This is a genomic window from Stenotrophomonas sp. SPM, assembly GCF_003105135.1.
Classification (GTDB): Bacteria; Pseudomonadota; Gammaproteobacteria; order Xanthomonadales; family Xanthomonadaceae; genus Stenotrophomonas.
In genome coordinates, this window is sequence record NZ_QETL01000066.1 from 1 (window position 1) to 22046 (window position 22046).

General features: G+C 66.9%; 14 protein-coding genes and 2 pseudogenes. 8 read left to right on the forward strand and 8 right to left on the reverse strand.

Translation table 11 applies throughout. The annotated features are described in order from the left end of the window. Positions 1-1434 (reverse strand): ATP-dependent RNA helicase RhlB (rhlB, locus tag DCO49_RS13660; protein WP_116864491.1); only part of this gene is annotated, 1434 nt, incomplete at its 3' end. A 523-nt stretch (positions 1435-1957) separates the two neighbouring features. Between rhlB and trxA the strand changes: the two genes are divergently transcribed. Together trxA and rho are read left to right on the forward strand one after the other, a co-directional pair. Beyond that, positions 1958-2287, forward strand: coding sequence for a thioredoxin (trxA, locus tag DCO49_RS13665; protein ID WP_025878607.1), 330 nt, complete (start codon positions 1958-1960; stop codon positions 2285-2287). 227 nt (positions 2288-2514) lie between these two features. Continuing rightward, on the forward strand, positions 2515-4269 hold the full coding sequence (rho, locus tag DCO49_RS13670) for a transcription termination factor Rho (protein WP_116864492.1): 1755 nt from the start codon (positions 2515-2517) through the stop codon (positions 4267-4269). A gap of 150 nt (positions 4270-4419) precedes the next feature. Here the strand turns inward: rho and DCO49_RS13675 are convergent, their stop codons facing one another. Beyond that, positions 4420-6951 carry a glycoside hydrolase family 3 protein gene (locus tag DCO49_RS13675; protein ID WP_116864493.1) on the reverse strand — a complete coding sequence of 844 codons (2532 nt, stop codon included), beginning with the start codon at positions 6949-6951 and terminating at the stop codon, positions 4420-4422. 341 nt (positions 6952-7292) lie between these two features. On the opposite strand from DCO49_RS13675, the gene DCO49_RS13680 reads away from it, so the two are divergent. From DCO49_RS13680 to DCO49_RS13695, 5 genes are all read left to right on the forward strand, one after another. Next, entirely contained in the window at positions 7293-8300 is a 1008-nt protein-coding gene (locus DCO49_RS13680; RefSeq protein ID WP_116864494.1) for a LacI family DNA-binding transcriptional regulator, read from the forward strand. 194 nt (positions 8301-8494) lie between these two features. Continuing rightward, a complete protein-coding gene (locus DCO49_RS20190) occupies positions 8495-8764 on the forward strand; it encodes a hypothetical protein (protein ID WP_133249433.1) in 270 nt (89 codons plus the stop codon). A gap of 100 nt (positions 8765-8864) precedes the next feature. Next, complete coding sequence (locus DCO49_RS13685) at positions 8865-11855, forward strand: TonB-dependent receptor (protein WP_116864495.1); 2991 nt, start codon at positions 8865-8867, stop codon at positions 11853-11855. A gap of 86 nt (positions 11856-11941) precedes the next feature. Then, complete coding sequence (locus DCO49_RS13690) at positions 11942-12958, forward strand: cupin-like domain-containing protein (protein WP_116864496.1); 1017 nt, start codon at positions 11942-11944, stop codon at positions 12956-12958. Positions 12959-13065: 107 nt separating this feature from the next. After that, positions 13066-14640, forward strand: coding sequence for a sensor domain-containing diguanylate cyclase (locus tag DCO49_RS13695; protein ID WP_116864497.1), 1575 nt, complete (start codon positions 13066-13068; stop codon positions 14638-14640). 48 nt (positions 14641-14688) lie between these two features. Here DCO49_RS13695 and DCO49_RS13700 read toward each other — a convergent pair whose 3' ends face one another. The 6 genes and pseudogenes from DCO49_RS13700 to queF form a co-directional block, all read right to left on the reverse strand. Next, positions 14689-15561 (reverse strand): energy transducer TonB, encoded by an 873-nt coding sequence (locus DCO49_RS13700; protein ID WP_243402745.1) that lies wholly within the window; start codon positions 15559-15561, stop codon positions 14689-14691. 72 nt (positions 15562-15633) lie between these two features. Further along, on the reverse strand, positions 15634-17364 hold the full coding sequence (aceK, locus tag DCO49_RS13705) for a bifunctional isocitrate dehydrogenase kinase/phosphatase (RefSeq protein ID WP_116864499.1): 1731 nt from the start codon (positions 17362-17364) through the stop codon (positions 15634-15636). Between the two features lie 267 nt (positions 17365-17631). Continuing rightward, positions 17632-19854, reverse strand: coding sequence for an NADP-dependent isocitrate dehydrogenase (locus DCO49_RS13710; protein WP_116864500.1), 2223 nt, complete (start codon positions 19852-19854; stop codon positions 17632-17634). 324 nt (positions 19855-20178) lie between these two features. Beyond that, a complete protein-coding gene (locus tag DCO49_RS13715; RefSeq protein ID WP_116864501.1) occupies positions 20179-20688 on the reverse strand; it encodes a hypothetical protein in 510 nt (169 codons plus the stop codon). Positions 20689-20748: 60 nt separating this feature from the next. Further along, a complete protein-coding gene (locus tag DCO49_RS13720) occupies positions 20749-21042 on the reverse strand; it encodes a LysM peptidoglycan-binding domain-containing protein (protein ID WP_116864502.1) in 294 nt (97 codons plus the stop codon). Between the two features lie 172 nt (positions 21043-21214). After that, positions 21215-21907 (reverse strand): annotated as a pseudogene (gene queF / locus DCO49_RS13725) (NADPH-dependent 7-cyano-7-deazaguanine reductase QueF); the annotation flags it as partial. Positions 21908-21950: 43 nt separating this feature from the next. Here queF and DCO49_RS20685 point away from each other — a divergent pair. Beyond that, a pseudogene (locus tag DCO49_RS20685) lies at positions 21951-22046 on the forward strand (HD family phosphohydrolase); the annotation flags it as partial.

Here is a 22046-nt window from a genome sequence, read left to right on the forward strand (position 1 = left end):
GGCAGCAGCCTGTTCGCCTTCCACGCGCGGCTTGCGCGGGCCACGCGGGCGGCGTTCGCCGCTGCGCTCACCGTCGCGACCACCACGGCCACCACGGCCACCACCGCCGCTGCCGGAACGGCCGCCACTGCGGCCACCGCCACGACGCTCTTCCTCGGCGGCGCGGGCTTCGCGCGCTTCGCGGAAGATCTGGCCGACGCTTTCATTGTCGTCGCCTTCCTCGCCTTCGGCCGGGGCCGGGCGTTCCGGGCGCGGCAGCGGGGTCATCAGTTCCTTCGTGACCGGCTCGGACGGAATCTTCTGCTCGATGTACGCCTCGATGTCCGGCAGGCCCATCGCGTAGCGCTCGCAGGCGAAGCTGATCGCATCACCCTCTTCGCCCAGGCGCGCGGTACGGCCGATGCGGTGCACGTAGTCTTCGGCGTCGAACGGCAGGTCGTAGTTGTAGACGTACTTGATGCCGTCGATGTGCAGGCCGCGGGCGGCCACGTCGGTGGCCACCAGGATTTCCAGCTGGCCCTTCTGGAAGCGGTTGAGCAGGCTCTCGCGCTTCTTCTGCGGCACGTCGCCGGACAGCACGCCGACGCGGTAGCCGGCCTTTTCCAGCGAACGCGCCACGCGCTCGACGAACACCTTGGTGTTGACGAAGACCATGGTGCGCGCGCCTTCGCTGCGCGACAGCAGGCCCAGCAGCAGCGGAATCTTCTCGTCATCGGCCGGGAAGTAGATGCGCTGGCGCACGCGCGCGGCAGTGATGGTCTCGGCTTCGACCACCAGCTTCTGCGGCTCGTTCATGTGCTCGTAGGCCAGCTCCAGCACGCGGTGGCTGAGGGTGGCGCTGAACAGCAGGGTCTGGCGGGTGGTGCGCTCCGGCATGCGGCGCAGCAGGAAGCGGATATCCTTGATGAAGCCCAGATCGAACATGCGGTCGGCTTCGTCCAGCACGCAGATCTCGCAGGCGTGGAGCGAGACCACCTTGTGCTGCTTCACGTAGTCGATCAGGCGGCCCGGGGTGGCGATGATGACGTCCACGCCCTGCTGCAGCAGCTCGCGCTGCTTGTCGTAATCAACTCCGCCGTAGACCAGGGCGAAACGCAGGCCCAGATCGGAACCGAACTTCACCGCATCCTTGTGGATCTGGATGGCCAGTTCGCGGGTCGGGGCCAGGATCAGCGCGCGCGGATCTTCCGGCTTGCGGTCGGCCAGCGCCGGACGCGTCAGCAGGCGGTTCACGACAGCAACCAGGAAGGCCAGCGTCTTGCCGGTGCCGGTCTGCGCCTGGCCGGCCACATCACCGCCGGGCAGCGCGACCGGCAGGGTCAGCGCCTGGATCGGGGTGCAGCGGGTGAATCCGGCTCCTTCAAGACCAGCCTGCAGGGCCGGATGCAGATCGAAGGAGGAAAAGGTCAAATCGGTCAGCGGTTTGTCGCTCATGTGTCCGTCTTGGTATGGCCGCCGGCCCACGGGGCGGCTGGCACTTCAGCGTCTAGGGGAACCGTCGCAAACTGCGTCCCCTGCGGCGGGTTGGCAGGCTGGGACCACCCGGTCCGCGCGCCGCACAATGTCCCAGTTTAACGCACTCGGGCCGGCAAACCGGAACCACCTGTCTCACCGGACTGGGAGACGCCAGGATCCTACCCGCCCTTCACCCAGCCGCACGCCACTTGAACGGCCCCGCCAGGGCCACTGGCCCCGCCCCGGTGCCACCCCCATGTTCTCGAAGACAGTGAAATCCGACACATACCGGGCTGGGACACGATCACGATACGCTGGGTTCCAGCCAGCGACTGTCCCCGCCGCGCGATAGGGGTACACTGCCGGCCGTGAGCGTCCAGGCATCCCGCCGAACGCACCGCGGCAGACCGCCGCGAGGCAACGACGAGGGTCGCGCCACCGGGCATGGCCCAGTTCACCCACCTCCGGCCTGGCCGGGTGCAATCCAAGACGAGAAACCAAGATGAGCGACAAGGTTGTACACGTCGGCGATGCCGACTTTGATAGCGCCGTGCTGAATTCCAAGGAACCGGTGCTGGTCGATTTCTGGGCCGAGTGGTGTGGCCCCTGCAAGATGATCGCCCCCGCGCTGGACGAACTGGCCGACGCCTACCAGGGCCGCGCCAAGATCGCCAAGGTCAACGTCGACAACAACCGTGCGCTGGCCGCCAAGTACCACGTGCGTTCGATCCCGTACCTGGTCGTCTTCAAGGACGGCGAAAAGGTCGGCGAGCAGATCGGTGCGGTGGGCAAGGCCCAGCTGGCCGGCCTGCTGGACAAGGCCCTGGCCTGATCCTGCTGTTCCACGGCAGCCGCTGACCGCGGCTGCCGCTGGGCGCCCCGCGCCCACATGAATGCAGTTCCCGGTGACCCTTGCACGGCGCCGCTGGCCGATGATAGTGTCGGCATATCCGGCCGCGTTCGCGTGCCGCACCCTCTGGACGCAGTTTCTTCCAGACCCATTCCCAACGTTCGCCGCCCCAGCCGGGCGCTCGCACCTTCAAGCGAGGAATAACGCTCTTGTCCGATAACACTCCCGAAACCGGCAGCGCCGATGCGCCCGCCGAAAAGCGCGTGCGCAAGCCCCGCGTGAGCAAGGCAGCCGCTCCGGCCGCCGCCGAAACCAGCGCTGCCCCCGCGCAGCCGACACTGCCGCTGGCAGCCGCATCCGAAACGCCGGCACCGGCCGCAGCCGCCCCCGCGCCGAGCGCGCCTGCCGCTGAAGCCCCCGCCTCCGGCGGCGGTGAAGGTGGCGAAGGCCGCGAATCCGGCCAGCGCCAGCAGAACCACCAGGGCGGTGGCCAGAACCAGGGCCAGGGCCAGAACAACAACCCCTACAACCAGGGGGGCCAGAACGGCCAGCAGGGCCAGGGCAACCGCCGCGACCGCTTCCGCAACCGCCGCGACCGCGACCGTGGTGGCCGTGGCCGCGATGACGGCATGCCGCAGGACGGCGGCGAGCAGCAGCCCTTCGTGCCGCGCCCGCACGCCAACGTGCCGGAAGGCTTCCCGGTCTACTCGCTGAGCGACCTCAAGCGCATGCCGGCGCAGAAGCTGCTGGAAATCGCCGAGCAGCTGCAGATCTCCGAAGGCGTCGCCCGCGCCCGCAAGCAGGACGTCATCTTCGCCCTGCTGAAGGTGCTGACCCGCCACGGTGACGGCGTCGCCGCCGACGGCGTGCTGGAAATCCTGCCAGACGGCTTCGGCTTCCTGCGCGCGGCCGAGGCCAGCTACCTGGCCGGCCCGGACGACACCTACATCTCGCCCAGCCAGATCCGCCGTTTCAACCTGCGCACCGGCGACCACATCTCCGGCCGCATCCGCTTCCCGAAGGACGGCGAGCGCTACTTCGCACTGAACATCGTCGACACCATCAACGGTGAGCCGATCGAAGCGTCGAAGAACAAGGTGCTGTTCGAGAACCTGACCCCGCTGTTCCCGCGTCGCCGCTTCACCCTGGAGCGCGGCAACGGTTCGTCGGAAGACATCACCGGCCGCATCCTCGACCTGATGGCGCCGCAGGGCAAGGGCCAGCGCTCGCTCATCGTTTCCCAGCCGAAGGCCGGTAAAACGATGATGATGCAGCAGGTGGCCACGGCCATCACCACCAACCACCCGGACGTGCATCTGATCGTGCTGCTGATCGACGAGCGCCCGGAAGAAGTGACCGAAATGCAGCGCACCGTGCGCGGCGAGGTCATCAGCTCGACCTTCGACGAGCCGGCCGCGCGCCACGTGCAGGTGGCCGAAATGGTCATCGAGCGCGCCAAGCGCCTGGTCGAGCACAAGAAGGACGTGGTGATCCTGCTGGACTCCATCACCCGCCTGGCCCGCGCCTACAACAACGTGGTGCCGAGCTCGGGCAAGGTGCTGACCGGTGGTGTGGACGCCAACGCCCTGCACCGCCCGAAGCGCTTCTTCGGTGCCGCGCGCAACGTGGAAGAAGGCGGCAGCCTGACCATCATCGCCACCGCGCTGGTCGACACTGGCTCGAAGATGGACGAGGTGATCTACGAAGAGTTCAAGGGCACCGGCAACAGCGAAGTGCACCTGAGCCGTCGCATCGCTGAAAAGCGCGTGTTCCCGGCCATCGACATCAACCGTTCGGGCACCCGCCGCGAAGACCTGCTGATCGAACCGGAACTGCTGCAGAAGATCTGGATCCTGCGCAAGCTGCTGCATCCGATGGATGAAATGGCCGCGATGGAGTTCCTGCTGGACAAGATGAAGAACACCAAGTCCAACGACGAGTTCTTCGGTTCGATGAAGCGATAAGAGAAAAGCCCCGCACTGCGGGGCTTTTTTTTGCCTTCGGGATGGCTCATCCACGCATGGCGTGGGTCTACTGCGTTCGCCGGGCATGGCCCGACGCTACCGGTAGATCCACGCCACGCGTGGATGCTCGCCCGGACGCGCCCCGCCACATCACGGGCAGGCCACCGCGCCCTCGGCGTTGGCCGTGTTGGCGGTCAGCTTGACCTGGGTGAAGGCCGCCGCGAACGGCGTGTCCGCGGTCACCACGAACGGCGCTTCCACCGCGCCCAGGGCCACGTCCTGCTTGGCGAAGCACGCCAGCGGCACGGTCACCGTCTGCTTCTGCCCGGGCGACAGCTTGCCCAGGAGGGGGGCGATGTCCACCCCGCCCTCGCAGCCACTGCCGCACTGCATGGTCACCTTCACCGGCGAGGCCGGGCGCTTCACCAGCTGCACGTCGAACTGCAGCGCACCGTTGCTGCGCGCCAGCGCGCCGAGATTGCGGCGCGAGGTGCTGCGTGCGATCAGCTGTGCCGGGGCCAGCCAGGTCACCTCCTTGGCGTCCTGCTGGGTGTTCACCTGCACGGTGCGCACCTGCACCACCGGCTTGGCGGTGGGCCAGCGCAGGGTGGCGTTGAGGTCGCTGCCAAGCGGCTGGGTTGCACCCGCGGCCGCCACATGCAGCGCGAACGGCGGCGTGTCGGCACGGTTGAAGATCGGCAGCACGGTCACTTCGCCGCAGCTGTCCGGGTCGGCTTCGTCAAGCCTGGCGACCTTGCCGCCCTTGGCGTAGCTCAGGCCATAGCCGAGCGCGAACAGCGACGGCTTCTTCGCATCGGGCTGGTCGATCGGTGCCGGGCACGGCACGCCCGGCCACGGGAAGCTGAGGCGGCCGCGGAAATCATGCACGGGCTTGCCACCCTTGCCGGCCACCAGCACGTCGGTCACGCCCTTGCCTTCGGTGCCCGGCAGCCAGGCGGCCACGAACGCGCTGGACAGATTGAGCAGGTCGTTGGTGTACATCGGGCGGCCGGACATATAGACCGTGACCACCGGCTTGCCGGTCGCAGCGGCGACGTTCAGCGCGGCCAGGTCCTGCGGGTAGGCACGGCTGTGGCTCACGGTGTCCGAGGCGAGGATGTCACCGTTGGTTTCCGCATACGGGGTCTCGCCGATCACCGCCAGCACCACGTCGAACGCCTTCGGGTCGATGCCCTGGCCATCGGCGCTGAAGCTGACCTTGTCCGCGCCGAGTTCGGCGCGCAGCGCGCCCAGCACCGAATCGGCGTTGGGGAAATCGGCGTTCTTGTTCTCGGTGCCCTGCCAGGTCAGCGACCAGCCACCGGACTGGTCACCGATGTTGTCGGCACCCTTGCCGACCACCAGCACGCGCGCGTCGCGGCGAAGCGGCAGCACCTTGTTGTCGTTCTTCAGCAGCACCAGCGATTCGCGCACTGCACGGCGCGCCAGCTCGCGGTGCTGCACAGCGGTGGCATCGCCGGCATAGCGGCTGTCGGACGGCTTGTGCTCGAACAGGCCGGCGCGCAGCTTCACCCTCAGAATGCGCGTCACCGCATCATCGATACGCGCCATCGGGATCTCACCCTTCTGCACCTGCGCGGTGGTGTTGTCGATGAACGCCTTCCAGTCGTCGGGCACCATCACCATGTCGATGCCGGCGTTGATCGCCTGCGCGCAGCTGTCGTTGCGGCAGCCGGGCACCTGTGCGATGCCGTTCCAGTCGGAGACGACGAAGCCGTCGAAGCCCATCTTGTCCTTCAGTGCGTCGGTCAGCAGCGCCTTGCTGCCATGCATCTTGCCGTAGTCGACGCCGGCGGCACGATCGTTCCAGCTGTTGAAGGAGGCCATCACCGTCTGCGCGCCTTCGGCCAGCGCGCCGTAGTAGCCCTGCGCATGCACGTTGATCATCGTCGCCTTGTCGACCAGCGCCTCGCCCTGGTCGCGGCCGCTGTCGGTGGCGCCATCGCCAAGGTAGTGCTTGGCGGTGGTGACCACGTTGCCGTCATCCTTGAAAGCACCCTGCGCGCCCTTGACGTAGGCATGGGCGAAGCTGCGGATCACCGCCGGGTCGGACGAATAGCTTTCGTAGGTGCGGCCCCAGCGCGGGTCGTGGGCCACGGCCAGGGTGGGTGCGAACACCCAGCCGATGCCGGTGGCGCGCACCGAACGCGCGGTGGCCTCGCCGATGCGCTCGATCAGCTCCGGATCACCGGCCGCGCCCAGGCCGATGTTGTGCGGGAACAGGGTGGCGCCCAGCACGTTGTTGTGGCCATGCACGGCATCGGTGCCCCAGATCACCGGCACCGGCGTCTTCGCGTCGGTGGCCAGCGAGGCGGCATGGTAGGCGTCCGCCAGCTTCAGCCAGTCCTGCACGCTGGCGTGCTTGTCCATGCCCGGCCACGAGCCGCCGCCGTTGAGCACCGAACCGATGTAGTAGCGGCGCACCTGCTCGGGCGTGATCGTCTTGATTTCGGCCTGGGTCATCTGCCCGATCTTCTGCGCCAGCGTCATCTGCGAAAGAATCTGCTGCACGCGGCTTTCGATCTGCGCGTCGGTGGTGATCACGCTGTGCACGCGCGGCCAGTCCTGCAGGCGTTCAGCGCTGGCCGGTGCGGCGCTGACGGGCGCGGCAAGGGCGGCCAGCAGGCAGCTGGCAAGAAGGGTCTGGGTGGGGCGATTCACTGGGCTCTACCTCCGTGGATGAAGTTACTGGCGCGCGTGACTGCGACCGCACGCCGGCATGGTCGCTTGCGCACCGCTCCTGACAGCGCTGTCATATAAGGCGACCCCGCTGCTGTCAATCGTTGTACGCGGGCAACGTGCCGGCCGTCCCGCAACCACGAGGCCTGGCGCATCATCGACACGCCAGCGCAGTGCGTGGGTGCTGCATCGCGACACGAAATCGGGACGTGCCAGCGCCCCTCATGTCGTGGCAACATCCGCCTGCTTCGGCAACACCGACCGGGCCAGCACGCACTACCATCGCCGCGTGCCCGCCGCCTTCCAGGAGGAACCATCGCACCATGCGCAGTCGAATCGAGGATGTCGCCGCCGTTGCAGGGGTTTCGATCAAGACCGTGTCGCGCGTGCTCAACCACGAGCCGAACGTGCGCGAGCAGACCCGCGAACGCGTGCTGGCGGCAGTGGCACGGCTGGGCTACAAGCCCAACCTGTCGGCGCGCAGCCTGGCGGGGCAGCGCTCGTATGCACTGGCCCTGGTCTACAACAATCCATCGCGCAACTACCTGATGGAGATCCAGAGCGGCATGCTGGAGGCCTGTCATGCACAGCACTACAACCTGATCCTGGGCCCGGTCGGCACCGGCCGCCGCACCCTGCCCGACCTGGCCGCGCTGTTCGAGAATTCGCGCCCGGACGGCGTGGTGCTGATCCCGCCGCTGACCGACGACGAGGTGGTGCTGTCGTACCTGGAAGAACAGGACATCCCCTTCGCCTGCATCGCGCCACGCCACCCGGAAGGCCGCATCGGCGTGCGCATGGATGAAACCACCGCCGTGGTCGAACTGATCGGCCACCTCGTCGCGCAGGGACATCGCCGCATCGGCCACATCAAGGGCCCGCGCGCGCACGGTGCCTGCCAGTGGCGCCACGCCGGTTACCGCCAGGCGCTGCGCGAGGCGGGCATCGCCTACGACCCGGAACTGGTGGTCAGCGGCCAGTTCTCGTTCGAGTCCGGCGTGGACGCCGCCAACACCCTGCTTGACCTGGATGACCCGCCGACGGCGATCTTCGCCGCCAACGACGACATGGCGGCCGCGGTGTACCGCGTGGCGGGCGAGCGTGGCCTGCGCGTGCCGCGCGACCTTTCGGTGTGCGGCTTCGACGACACGCCGATCGCCGGCCACATCTATCCGGCGCTGACCACGGTGCGCCAGCCGACCGCGCACATGGGCCGGCTGGCGACCGAGCAGCTGATCGAGCACATCCGCGCCGAGACGGCCGGGCGCATGATCACCGTCGAGCACGCGGTGCTGGATCGCGAATCGACCGCCGCACCACGCCGGCGCTGACGCTCCCTGCCGCAGCGGACCGACGCGTCCGTTGCGGTTTTCCTCGCATCCAGGCGCACGCGGGCGGCCGCCGCTTCGCCGTGCGCGATGAAGCGTCTGTGCGTGCCCAGCACCGTACACGCGTTGTCCGCGGGCGGTCGTTGCCATGTCCAGAACCTGTCCTCCCGGTCATTGATTAAAGCCATCAAGCGGACATGCACGACATCCGCTGGCTGCTCAATTTGTCCAGCGCTGTCAGTGCACAACAACTGCTGCGTCCCACCACTGCACATTGGTATCCGCGCAGTTTTGTTCTGCACCGCACAACTCATTTCCACAGATCCATTGGCAGCGCTGTCATTCCTGCAAAACCGCTGAAAATCCCGCAGACAAAGGGAATTCATCAGCATGAGCGCATTCATGGCAACGTTTACATGACGACCCACCCCCGCGCCGATCAGGTGCATTTGATGGCAGTTTGTTGACAACGCTGTCAACCGTCGCTCCAATCCGGCCACATGCAGTAACCCGCGATCGAGACAACGCCGCAACGACACCACCGAATTCCCTGGGGAGGGAGCTTCCATGAAGACGTACAAGGCAGTACCTCGCAAGACGATGCTCACTTCCGCGCTGCTCGCAGCGCTTGCTGCACCGGCCTGGGCGCAGGACGCACCTGCCGGCGAGACACCCGACCCGGCCACGCTCGATACGGTGCAGGTCACCGGCATCCGCGGCAGCCTGCAGTCGTCGATGAACCTCAAGCGCGACAGCCAGGGCGTGGTCGATGGGATCGTCGCCGAGGACATCGGCAAGTTCCCCGATACCAACCTCGCCGAATCGCTGCAGCGCATCAGCGGCGTGTCGATCGACCGCACTTCAAGCGGCGAAGGCTCGAAGGTGACCGTGCGCGGCATCGGCCCCGACTACAACTTGGTGCTGTTGAACGGCCGGCAGATGCCGGCGTCCAATCTCGGCAACGGTGGCGGTGGTTTGAGCGGCTCGCGCTCGTTCGACTTCGCCAACATCGCCTCCGAATCGATCTCGGCGGTGGAGGTTTACAAGACCACCCGCGCCGACAACCCGACCGGCGGTATTGGTGCAACGATCAACATCAGGACGATGCGCCCACTGGAGGCGGCACCGGTCATCAGCCTGGGCATGAAGGCGGTGCACGACACCTCCAACGACAATGTGCCACGCACGATGCAGGGCTCCAACGTCACCGGTGAGCTGTCGGGCATCTTCAGCCAGACCTATGCCGATGGCCGCTTCGGCATAGCCCTCAGTGGCAGCCACCAGGAGCGTGACTCGGGATTCAACCAGGCCACTGTGGCCGAAGGCTGGGCCACCCTGCGCGGCGATGACACTTCCGACTGGCGTGCCTTGCCGCAACCGGGCCAGGGGTACTCGGATCGCATCAGCAACCGGCCGGGTCCGAACGACATCTATGGCCGGCCGCAGAACACCGCCTACAACGTCAACGCGGTGCAGCGCCAGCGCACCAACGGGCAGGCCACGTTGCAGTGGAAGCCGGTAGACAACGTCACCACCACGCTGGATTACACCTACGTGGAGAACAAGGTGCAGCAGCAGCGCAGCGAACTTTCGGTGTGGTTCAACTACGGCCCAGGTGACAGCACCTGGACCAACGGCCCCGTGGCTGCGCCGATCGTCTACAGCGAAGACGTGGTCAACGGCGATGTTGCCATGGGTGGCATGAAGCTGGCCACGAAGAACAGCATGGAAGCGGTGGGTTTCAACGTGGACTGGGAGGTCAACGACGCGCTCGACCTGTCATTCGACTACCACCGTGCCAGTGCTGAATCCCAGCCGGATGGCCCCTATGGCTCCGCCGGTGTGCTGGGCGTAGCTGCCTACGTGCGCGGCAAGACCACCGTCGATTACAGCGGCGAGCTGCCCATCATCAACATCGCCCTTCCACCCGGTGGCGTGCAGGCATCGGACGCCCTGGTGACCGGTTCGGTGTTCCAGAACAGCTACAACAAGTCGGAGGTGGAGCAGTTCCAGGCAAAGGGCGTGTTCCGTTTTGCCGACTACTCGGCACTGGATTTCGGTGTGGGCCACACCCAGGTCGACAACCGCTCGGCGGCCGCCATCGAACAGCGCGACAGCTGGGGCGGCGTGGGTACACCGGCAGACTACGACGACAGCATCTGGTACGCCGATGACATGGGCAAGTACTTCAAGGCGTTCTCCGGCCACAACGATCCCCGCCTGACCGGTCAGTTCCTGGTGTTCGACTTCGACCGCCTGCGCGACCGCGCAGCCCAGGTCGCCAATGGAGTGGAGCCAGCCTGTCCCACGTGCTATCTGGCCCCGACCGAGTACTCCGAGGATATCCGCACGAAGGAGACCTCCAAGAGCGCCTATCTGCAGTACCGCACCACGTTCGATTGGAACACGCCGCTGCACATCGCCGCCGGCGTGCGCTACGAGGAGACCGAGGTTGAATCGCTGGCGCTGGTCAGGGTGCCGACCTCGATCAGCTGGAACTCGCTCAACGAATTCAACATCACCTATGCCGACGAAGGCGCATTCGTTGGCGGCAAAGGCAAGTACGACTATCTGCTGCCCAACCTCGACCTGAAGCTGGACTTCAGCGAGTCGCTGGCTCTGCGCGGCAGCTACAGCCGCAGCCTCGGTCGCCCAGGCTGGACCCAGATTGAAAGCGGCCAGCGCCTGGACAACATCGTGCGTACCCAGGGCGGCACCGGCTCGCGCGGCAATCCGGCGCTGGAGCCGTTGCTGTCAGACAACTTCGATCTGTCGCTGGAGTGGTACTACGGCGAGGCCAGCTACGCGTCGGTGGGCTTCTTCCGCAAGAACATCAAGAACTTCATCAGCAACACCATCGCACGCGAAGACGCCGGCAGCCTGCATACGCCGGTCGGTGGCGCCTACTGGAACGAGGCGCTGGCATCAGGCTGCGTGACCACGGACACGGTATGCATCCGGAACTACATCTTCACCAACCACGCTGGCGATCCGGGCGTGACCTCCACGGGCGTCAACTCGGCCGGCCAGCAGACCGGCAGTATCGTCGGCCAGCCTGGCGACCCGATTGCCGGGTTCGACATCACTCTGCCGGCCAACCAGCGCTCGGACCATCTCGACGGCTGGGAGGTGGCGGTACAGCACCTGTTCGGCCAGTCCGGTTTCGGCGTGGCGGCCAACTACACCAAGGTGAAGTCCGGGCTGACCTTCGACAATCTCAGCCTGGGTGACCAGTACCCGATGATCGGCCTGAGCGACTCGGCCAACGTGGTGGCGTTTTACGACAAGAACGCGTGGCAGATCCGTGCGGCCTACAACTGGCGCGACAAGTTCCTCAACGGCATCGGTGGCCAGGGCCCGAACCCGAACTACACCGCCGCCTATGGCCAACTGGATCTGAACATCAGCTACGCGGTGAGCGAGCAACTGACTTTGAGCCTGGAAGCGATCAACCTGACCGACGAAACCATGCGCACCTACGCACGCCACACCAACATGCTGCGCTACGCCACCCAGACCGGCCCGCGCTACATGTTCGGCGTGCGTTACAAGTTCTGACCGACTGCAGTACCGTGGGGCCGGGCATGGGCTCGGCTCCACGGGGCGGGCTCGGCCCCCCACCGCTCCGCTCCGGATGCCCGCGCATGCTTTCACCGCCCCGCCCCATCGAAGAGATCCACGGCCTGGACCCGGCGCAGCTGCACGTGCAGCTGCCCACCTGGACGACGCCGAAGGTGATCCGTGGGCTGGTGGCGCACTGGCCGCTGGTGATGGCCGCGCGCCGATCCGCCGCCGAGGCGGTGGCCCACCTGGCCCGCTTCGACCACGGGCAGATGCCGGTGACGGCGACCACCGCCGCGCCCGACACGCGGGGCCGGTTGTTCTATAACGAGGACATGAGCGGATTCAATTTCCGCCGCGAGCAGATTCCGCTGAAGGTGGTGCTGGCGACGCTGCTGAAGTACGCCAGCGATCCAGCACCGCCCACCATCTATGTGGCATCGACCACGCTGGACAGCTTCCTGCCGGGTTTCAGCCAGGCCAATCCGCTGGAGCTCGGCATGGCCGATCCGCTGGCCAGCATCTGGATCGGCAACCGCTCGCGCATCGCCGCCCACCAGGACGTGCCGGACAACCTGGCCTGCGTGGCGGCCGGCCGCCGCCGGGTCACCCTGTTCGCACCGGAGCAGATCGACAACCTGTACGTCGGGCCGCTGGATTTCACCCCGGCCGGGCAGGCGATCAGCCTGGTTGATTTCCATGCGCCGGACCTGCAGCGCTTCCCGCGCTTTGCGCAGGCGTGGGCGCAGGCCCAGGTGGCCGAGCTGGAGCCCGGCGACGCGGTGTTCATTCCCTCGCTGTGGTGGCACCACATGGAAGGCCTGGAAGCGTTCAACGTGCTGGTCAACAGCTGGTGGCGACCGGTGCCGGCCTGGATGGATTCACCGATGAACGCGCTGATGCTGGCCATCCTCGCCCTGCGCGACCTGCCGCCGGAACAGCGCGCGCACTGGCGCGCGATGCTTGACCACTATGTCTTCGACGCCGGCGCGCACACAGCCGCGCATGTACCGCCGGATGCACAGGGCGTGCTGGCACTGCTGGATGCGACCGCCGCCGAGCGCGTGCGCGATACGCTGCGGCGACGCCTGCAACGCTGACACCGGGTGACCGTACTTTCCCCGGGGCAGGCGAATGTGTCCATAATGGCGGCTTCCCCACCGTTCGTGCCCGGCTGCGCTGCCGCAGCAGTGGGCGCAGTCGCCGCATGCCACCGATCTCCAACCGCCTCAACCTGGGCAAGCTGATTCTTGGCCTGGCCCTGCTGAGTACGCTCGTTGCCCTCGGCAACACCCTGCTGGCCAGCTACCGCGTGCAGCGCGACCAGCTGGTGAGCAACACCCTGGAAGCCAACCGCGTCTACAGCAGCAAGCTGGCCGACACGACGCAGACCTTCCTGCTCTCCGCCCAGCAGCAGCTGGCCTACGCCGCCACCCGCCTCGGCGAAAGCGGCCTGGATGCCGTCCACGCCCAGGACGAAGCCAGCCGCCTGCAGCTGCAGTCCAGCAGCTTCAACTCGTCGCTGGTGGTCAATGCCAGCGGCCTGGTCATCGCCACCTCGCCGCAGACGCTGCAGCTGCAGGGCGAAGTGCTGAAGAGCTTCGGCAACAACCAGGCGCTGACACGCCGCCAGCCGCTGGTCAGTGATCCCTACCAGTCGGCGACGGGCAAGCTGCTGATCTCGCTGTCGCACCCCATCTTCGACCGCCAGGGCACCTACCTGGGCTACGTCAGCGGCACCCTGTACCTGCGCCAGCGCAGCGCGCTGCACACGCTGCTGGGCAAGCACTACTACCGCGATGGTTCCTACCTGTATGTGGTCGACCACAACGGCCGCATCATCTACCACAACAATCCGAAGGAAGTGGGCACCTACGCGCTGGACAACCCGGCGGTGAAGGCGGTGATGCGCGGCCACTCCGGCAGCCAGCAGCTGGTCAACAACCATGGCGTGGCACAGCTGTCCGGCTATGCGCCGGTGCCGGCCACCGGCTGGGGCATCATCGCCCAGCGCCCGACCGAAGCGACCCTGCAGCCGCTGTCGCGGTTGATGACCTCGGTCATCCGGAACGCGATCCCGCTGGGCCTGCTCTCGCTGCTGATCACCTGGTGGTTCGCCAGGCGCATCTCGATGCCGCTGTGGCAGCTGGCGCGCAACGTGCAGGAAGGCGAAGACACCGGCAGCGCGATCAACCATGTCACTGGCATCCGTGCGTGGTACTTCGAGGTGGCGCAGCTGAAGCAGGCGGTGCTGTACAGCTTCAACGCGCTGCAGGACCGCATCGGCACGCTCAACCGCGCCAGCCGTACGGACCCGATGACCGGGCTGCTGAACCGCCGCGGCCTGCAGAACGCGCTGGAACTGCTTCAGGCGCAGGGGCAGCCGTTTGCGATCGTGGCGCTGGACATCGACCGTTTCAAAGCCATCAACGATGGCCACGGCCATGACGTCGGCGATGCCGCCATCGTCCACATCGCCGAACAGATGCGACGCCATTCGCGCGAGACCGACGTACTGTGCCGCGCCGGTGGCGAGGAGTTCCTGGTGCTGCTGCCGGGCGTCAGCGTGGCGGCGGCGCAGCAGACCGCCGAGCGCCTGCGCCAGGCGATTGCCGGGCAGCCGTTTGCGCCGGTCGGCAGCATCACCGTGTCGCTGGGCGTGGCCCATTTCCCCACGTTCCATGCCGACGTGGAACAGGCGCTGCGGCTGGCCGACAAGGCCCTGTACCTGGCCAAGGAACAGGGCCGCAACCGCGTGGTGGTCTACCCGCACGCGGATTGATCCGTGCGCGGGCGCGCCAGGCACGGCCTGGCGCTGTGGCCGCGTCGGTCAGCCCAGCGGAGTCAGCAGGCGCGGACCGTCGTTGCGGCCGACCATGTAGACGCCGCCCTCGGGCAGCAGGTCGGAGCCGCTGGCATTCGCGTCTTCGCCGGTCTTCCACGGGGCCTGCTGGCGCGGGCCGGGGATGTAAGCCGACCAGCGGCCATACCGCTCCGACCGGGAGTCGAAGGCGTAGTTGACCGGCACCCGCACGGTCCAGAACTCGGCATCCTTGTCCTTGCCGGTGGTAGGAATGCTGAACGTCCAGCTGCGGGCAGTACTCACACTTGCCTTGGCGAACACATCGCGCAGCATCTGCATCTGGCGCTCCGGCGCCACCACGGTCAGGTTGGTGCGCTCGGCGACCACGTCGGCCACCTTGCCATCGCGCCCGACCTTGACCAGCAACGTCACCTCACCCTGGCCGCGAATCGCCGCCGCGCGTTCCGGATAGGCCGGTGCGCGCAGCTTCAGCGCTCTGACGTCGTCACTCGACGGCTTGTTCTCTTCATCGACCGGACCGAAGTTCGCATCGGCCACCCGGATCTGCATGGTGCTGCCGGTAAGGTTGTCCGCCAGCAGCCGCAGGCGGACGTCGGTTCGTGCCCGCACCGCCAAGCCATCGACCAGCACCGGCTCGAAGCGCCAGCCATTGACGGTACCCTCGACCATGCGCGCCACGTCGGCAGCCACCTTCTCAGGGTGGTCGAGCTGGAAGCCTTCGACCTGGCCTTCGCGGCCGATGTCGATGACGCCACTGAGCGTCATGCTGGCCTCGGTCTGCTTGCGCACCTCGCGCGCGCTCTGCGCATCGGCGGTGCCGATGTACGCGGCGCCGCCACCGAGGGCCAGGGTCAGGGCCAGGAAAAGGGAAGATCGCATCACACTCACTCCTTGTGTATGAGCTGCAAAGCCTACATCAGGTCGCCCTGCGATGCGTTACGGGCTGGCTGATCACGCCAGTCGATGGTCGGTGGCGTACGGCGGCGTGTCCGGGTAGTCGGTGCTCGCGAAACGGGCCTGCAGGCCCTGCCACCAGGCGGGATCGAACAGATGACGATAGTGTTCACGCACCGCCGCCAGCTCCTGCGCCGGCAGGCCCATGAACGGACCGAATCGCTCGGGAAACACATCGCGCGGGCCGACATGGAACCATGGCTCGTCGGCGAGTTCCTCTTCCGGCGTACGCGGCTGCGGCCAGGCGCGGAACACGCAGTCACTGACCAGGCACACCTCGTCATAGTCGTAGAACACGGCGCGACCATGGCGCGACACGCCGAAATTCTTCGGCAGCATGTCGCCGGGGAAGATGTTGTTGCGGGCCATGTCGGTGATCGCCTGCGCGTAGTCCAGCACCGCCGCGCGTACGCCCGGCGCGCCCTGCTCGCGCAGGTACAGGTTCAACGGGCGGAAGCGGCGCTGCACGTAGCACAGGGCAATCTCGACCTCGTCGCCCTGCACGCGCACGCTCTGCGTGCACTGCTGCAGCAGTTCGTCCAGCAGCGCCGGGGCGAAGCGCGCGCGCGGAAAGCGCAGGTGGCGGTAGGGCTGTGCATCGAGCAGGCGGCCGACGCGGTCCAGGTTGAACACCAGCGCGTACTTCTCTTCCACCTGCTGGCGCGACATCGCCTTGGGCCAGGCGAAGCGGTCGCGGATCAGCTTGAACACCAGCGGATAGCTGGGCAGAGTGAACACCGCCATGACCATGCCCGGCGTGCCCTCGGCATGCACCAGCTGTTCGTGCGGGTGTTCGTTGAAGTGGCGGAAGAAGGTGCGGTAGCGCTCCGTCTTGCCCTGCTTGGCGCGGCCGAGCACGGTGTAGATCTCGTCGATCGGCTTGCCCGGCAGCAGGCTGCGCAGGAATACCACGGCATCCCCGACGGTCGCCAGGTTGGCCTGGAAGTAGCTGCGCGAGACACCGAACAGGTGGGCGACATCGCGGCGGCGGGTCAGCACCGCATCGGCGCGCAGGCCGTGCTCGTCGTTGACCAGAGCGATGATGCAGGGCGAGAAACGGTGTTCGCCGAACACGCGGCCGACCAGATAGGCGCGGCGCTCGCGGTAGAACACGGTGTCGAGCAGCTCGATGCTGCGCACCGGCGTATCGCCCCAGTGGGCGAGGTCATCCTGCAGGCGGATGGCGATGGCTGCCGCGCAGCGCAGCTGGTGTGCGTAAGGCACGTCGAAGCGGTAATCGGCCAGCACCCGCTGCAGGGCCTCCACCGGGCGCGTGGGCGACACCGCGTAGGTGTGACGTGCCACCGGGTGGGTGATCGCATCGGAGGGTTCGATGTCGAAGGCGATGAACTCCAGCGCCGGGTCGACCCCGCGGGTGGCAAACAGGCGCCGCGCAAGGGTGTTGTAGAAGGTCTTGTACAGTTCGGCGTCGATCAGCCCCTGCAGCAGCGCGCTGTAGTGCGCGTGCACCTGCAGCCGCAGCACGCGCATGCCGATCGCATCGCCGGCCATGCGCCGCAACGCGTCCATCCGTTCGGCGATGCACATGTCGTACAGGGCGATGCGCTCGACCGCATCCTGCCGTGCAGCGGCCCAGTCGCGCTGCTCGAAGCGCAGCCGCGCCCGCGCAGTGATCGCCGCGAAGCGCGCGTGGTAGTCCTCGAAGCCATCGCGGATGGCCACGGCGATGCGCGGTGCCAGGTCGACGGCGATGTCAGGCTGGGACATGCACGGCTCGGCAGGGAGACGGGCATCCACCATACGCCGGCGTGGGGTAGCTTGTGTAGAGCCGAGCCCATGCTCGGCTGCCTTGGCGCTTCGGTAGCGTCGAGCCTGCTCTGCTGCTTCCGGCAGAAGTCGAGCAAGCTCGACTCTACGAAAGGGCGGGAGCAGAAGCAGCCGAGCATGGGCTCGGCTCTACAGAAGCCCGCCCAGGCAAAAAGAAACCCGCGCCGAAGCGCGGGTTTCAGGGTGTCACACGCAGGCGGCGATGGATCAGCCGCGCAGCTGCTCCAGGGCGGTGTTGAAGGTCGCGCTCGGGCGCATGGCCTTGCTGGCCTTGGCCACGTCCGGGCGGTAGTAGCCGCCGATGTCCACGGCCTTGCCCTGCACCGCGGCCAGCTCGTCGACGATGGTCTGCTCGTTGTCGGTCAGTGCCTTGGCCAGCGGGGCGAAGCGGGCCTTCAGTGCGGCGTCTTCATCCTGCGCGGCCAGGGCCTGGGCCCAGTACAGCGCAATGTAGAAGTGGCTGCCGCGGTTGTCGATGCCACCCAGCTTGCGCGACGGCGACTTGTCGTTGTCCAGGAACTGGCCGTTGGCTTCGTCCAGCGCCTTGGCCAGCACGCGGGCTGCGGCGTTGTCGTAGCGGTTGCCCAGGTGTTCCAGCGACGCGGCCAGAGCCAGGAATTCACCCAGCGAATCCCAACGCAGGTAGTCCTCTTCGACGAACTGCTGCACGTGCTTCGGGGCCGAACCACCGGCGCCGGTCTCGAACAGGCCGCCACCGGCCATCAGCGGCACGATCGACAGCATCTTGGCGCTGGTGCCCAGTTCCATGATCGGGAACAGATCGGTCAGGTAGTCGCGCAGCACGTTGCCGGTCACCGAGATGGTGTCCTCACCCTTGCGGATGCGGTCCAGCGAGAAGGCGGTCGCTTCCACCGGTGGCAGGATGCGGATGTCCAGGCCGTTGGTGTCGTGGTCCTTCAGGTACTGCTCGACCTTGGCGATGACCTGCGCGTCGTGGGCACGGCCGGCATCCAGCCAGAACACGGCCGGGGTGCTGCTGAGGCGGGCGCGTTCGACGGCCAGCTTGACCCAGTCCTGGATCGGCGCGTCCTTGGTCTGGCACATGCGCCAGATGTCACCGGCTTCCACCGCGTGCTCGAACACCACGGTGCCTGCGTCGTCGGTGACCTTGACCACGCCGTCGGCGGCGATCTGGAAGGTCTTGTCGTGCGAGCCGTATTCCTCGGCCTTCTGCGCCATCAGGCCGACGTTCGGCACCGAGCCCATGGTGGCCGGGTTGAACGCACCATGCGCCTTGCAGTCGTCGATGACGGCCTGGTACACGCCGGCGTAGCAGCGGTCGGGGATGACAGCCTTGGTATCCTGCAGCTTGCCTTCGGCATTCCACATCTTGCCGGAGTCGCGGATCATCGCCGGCATCGAGGCGTCGACGATGACGTCGCTCGGCACGTGCAGGTTGGTGATGCCCTTGTCCGAGTTGACCATGGCAACGCCCGGACGCTGTGCGTACTCGGCGGCCAGGTCGGCTTCGATCGCGGCGCGGGTGGCCTCCGGCAGCGATGGCAGGCGTGCGGCCAGGTCACCGATGCCGTTGTTGGCATCGAAACCGGCCTGCTTCAGCACGTCGGCGTGCTTGGCCAGCACGTCCTTGTAGAACTCATTGACGGCCACGCCGAACATGATCGGGTCGGAGACCTTCATCATGGTCGCCTTCAGGTGCAGCGAGAACAGCACGCCCTGGGCCTTGGCATCGGCGATCTGCTCACCGATGAAGGCGGCCAGTGCCTTGCGGCTCATCACCGCGGCATCGACGATCTCGCCGGCCCTGACCGCAGTCTTTTCCTTCAGCACGACGGCGCTGCCGTCCTTGCCGTGGAAGGTGATCTTCAGCGAACCGGCGTTGGCCAGGGTGGCCGACTTTTCGCTGCCGTAGAAATCACCGGCGGCCATGTGCGCGACATGCGACTTCGAATCCGACGCCCAGGTGCCCATGCGATGCGGGTGCTTGCGTGCGTAGTTCTTCACCGACAGCGGTGCACGGCGGTCGGAGTTGCCTTCGCGCAGCACCGGGTTCACCGCGCTGCCCTTGACCTTGTCATAGCGCGCCTTGTAGTCGCGCTGCTGGTCGTCGGCCGGGGTTTCCGGGTAAGCCGGCAGCGGGTAACCCTGGTCCTGCAGTTCCTTGATGGCGGCCTTCAGCTGCGGCACCGAGGCGGAGATGTTCGGCAGCTTGATGATGTTGGCGTCCGGGGTGGTCGCCAGCTGGCCCAGCTCGGCCAGGTCGTCGCTGACCTTCTGCGCGTCGCTGAGCAGTTCCGGGAACTGCGACAGAATGCGGCCGGACAGCGAGATGTCACGGGTTTCCACCACGATACCGGCGGTGGCGGTGTAGGCGTCGACGATCGGCAGCAGCGACTGGGTAGCCAGGAACGGTGCTTCGTCGGTCAGCGTGTAGAGGATCTTGGACATGGGGGACTTGGACTCTGTAGCAGTTCTCAGGGGAAGGCCGGCGCAGGCGCCGTGCCACGTGCAACCGTGTCACTTTCCCCGTCGCCGTCAGGGGCGCGCGCGATGGGGAAACCCCTGCATTGTCGCGTTTTCAGCCGCGCGGGGCAAAGCCATGCCATACGCCGCGGTACTGCACCACAGCAACGCTGTGATCCAGCCGCATGGTATCGGATGCAACCATGTCGGCCATGCGTGGATGCAGCGCGCGGCAAAGCGCACAACAAAAAAGACGCAGCCTCGCGGCTGCGTCCATCGTGAGTCCAACCGGGAGAGAGTCGGCGGGACTTACTTGACCTCGAACTCCTGCGGCGTTCCGGCCGCCTTGCCATCAACCATGACTTCGGCGCGGTACTTGCCGGCCGGCCAGCCATTGGCGTTCTTGAACGTGATGTTGGTCGTCTCGGCACCGGAGGCGTTCAGCGTGGCGTTCTGCTCACCGGCCACCTGGCCGTCCTGGAACGTCAGCTTGGCACCGACGGTGACGTTGTTCGCGGCGGCATCGGTGCGCACCGAGACGATCACATCGTCCTTCGGCGCGAACAGCGCGGCCGGGGCCACCGACTTGTCAGCGGCAGCGGTCTTGCCCACCGTGACGGTCGATACGGCAACCGAAGCGGCTTCCGCCATCGGCGGCGGCGCGCCGGTCATCGGGGCCGGTGCCGGCTCGGCCGGGGTGGTCGCGGCCGGGGCAGCGTTGTTATCGGTGGACTCTTCTTTCTTCTTGCAACCGACCAAGGCAACGCTGCCCAGCAGGGCGGCGATCAGGGCGGTCTGGAGCGGGCTGGTCTTGATCATTCGGGTGTTCCTCCCAGGGATTGTCGGACGGCCTTGGTGCGCCCGTGGGCGCGGGCCGGCTTATTTCGGCGGCAGCTTCAGGGTCTGGCCCGGGAAAATCTTGTCCGGGTCGTCGAGGACATCGCGGTTGGCCTCGAAGATCTTCTTCCAGGCATTGGCATCGCCCAGGTGCTGCTTGGCGATCTTCGACAGCGAATCGCCTTTCTGAACGGTGTACGTGCCGACGCTGACCACGTCGGCGGTGCTGTCCACCGATGACGTGACGCCGGAGAAGTCCGCCTTGGGTACCAGCTCGGCGGTGCTGTCGACGCTGGAAGTGACGCCGGAAAAATCGGCTTTCTTCTCGGTGCTCATCCACACACTCCCGTCTGCATGACTAGGTGGATGGCACGGTGACATGGAGGTTGTTAAATGGGGATGGTGCAGATGTGAAGCCGCCCGGGTGGACGGCTGAACAATCGGGGTGGCGGATGCCCGCTGCGCTCGCCGGGCATGGCCCGGTGCTACCCATGACCGCCTGCGGCGGTTACTGGCGCAGTTCGCGGAAGGTCGCGGCCGGGCCGGCGATGCCGTGGCTTGCACGCCAAGGGTTGATGTCCAGGCCGCCGCGGCGGGTGTAGCGTGCTTCCACTTCCAGCCACTGCGGCTGGCAGCGCGCGGACACCTCGCTGAAGATGCGCTCCACGCACTGCTCGTGGAACTCGGCATGCTCGCGATAGCTGACCAGATAGCGCAGCAGGCCGGCGCGGTCGATCTTCGGGCCGCGGTAGCGGACGCTGACCGTGGCCCAGTCCGGCTGGCCGGTAACCGGGCAGTTGGATTTCAGCAGGGACGAGACCAGGGTCTCCTCCACCACCTGGCCGGCATCGGCGGCGAGGTAATCCGCCTGCGGCGGGCCGTAGCAGTCGATCTCCACGTCCAGCCCATCGATCGATTCGCCCAGCGGCGACTCGACCAGCGGCGGCAGGCCGAACTGCACCTGCACCGGCGCACCCGCGCAGGCCGACAGGTCCGCCACCAGGCGCTCGCGCAGTGCCTCGGCGCTGTCGATGCGGGTGCTGTTGAGGGAGTTCAGGTACAGCTTGAACGACTTCGATTCGATCAGCCGCGGCGAGGTGCACGGCACCTGCACGGTGGCCACGGCCACCTGCGGCTTGCCGCGCGGGTCGAGCCAGCTCAGTTCGAAGGCGTGCCAGCGGTCGTGGCCGACGAACGGCAGCGCGGCGTCATCGAGGCCGATCTCAGCGCGGGCGCCGATTGTCCACTGCGACATGGACAGCGACAGCCGCGCGCACGTCGGCCTGGCCGCGCGCTTCCACGACATCGGCAAGATCGGCATCCCCGATGACGTGCTGCTG

Coding starts and splice junctions, on each gene's coding strand:
- trxA (WP_025878607.1), top strand. CDS start 1,958: ATGAGCGACAAGGTTGTACACGTCGGCGATGCCGACTTTGATAGCGCC.
- DCO49_RS13680 (WP_116864494.1), top strand. CDS start 7,293: ATGCGCAGTCGAATCGAGGATGTCGCCGCCGTTGCAGGGGTTTCGATC.
- DCO49_RS20190 (WP_133249433.1), top strand. CDS start 8,495: ATGCACGACATCCGCTGGCTGCTCAATTTGTCCAGCGCTGTCAGTGCA.
- DCO49_RS13685 (WP_116864495.1), top strand. CDS start 8,865: ATGAAGACGTACAAGGCAGTACCTCGCAAGACGATGCTCACTTCCGCG.
- DCO49_RS13690 (WP_116864496.1), top strand. CDS start 11,942: ATGCTTTCACCGCCCCGCCCCATCGAAGAGATCCACGGCCTGGACCCG.
- DCO49_RS13695 (WP_116864497.1), top strand. CDS start 13,066: ATGCCACCGATCTCCAACCGCCTCAACCTGGGCAAGCTGATTCTTGGC.
- DCO49_RS13700 (WP_243402745.1), bottom strand. CDS start 15,561: ATGCGATCTTCCCTTTTCCTGGCCCTGACCCTGGCCCTCGGTGGCGGC.
- aceK (WP_116864499.1), bottom strand. CDS start 17,364: ATGTCCCAGCCTGACATCGCCGTCGACCTGGCACCGCGCATCGCCGTG.
- DCO49_RS13710 (WP_116864500.1), bottom strand. CDS start 19,854: ATGTCCAAGATCCTCTACACGCTGACCGACGAAGCACCGTTCCTGGCT.
- DCO49_RS13715 (WP_116864501.1), bottom strand. CDS start 20,688: ATGATCAAGACCAGCCCGCTCCAGACCGCCCTGATCGCCGCCCTGCTG.
- DCO49_RS13720 (WP_116864502.1), bottom strand. CDS start 21,042: ATGAGCACCGAGAAGAAAGCCGATTTTTCCGGCGTCACTTCCAGCGTC.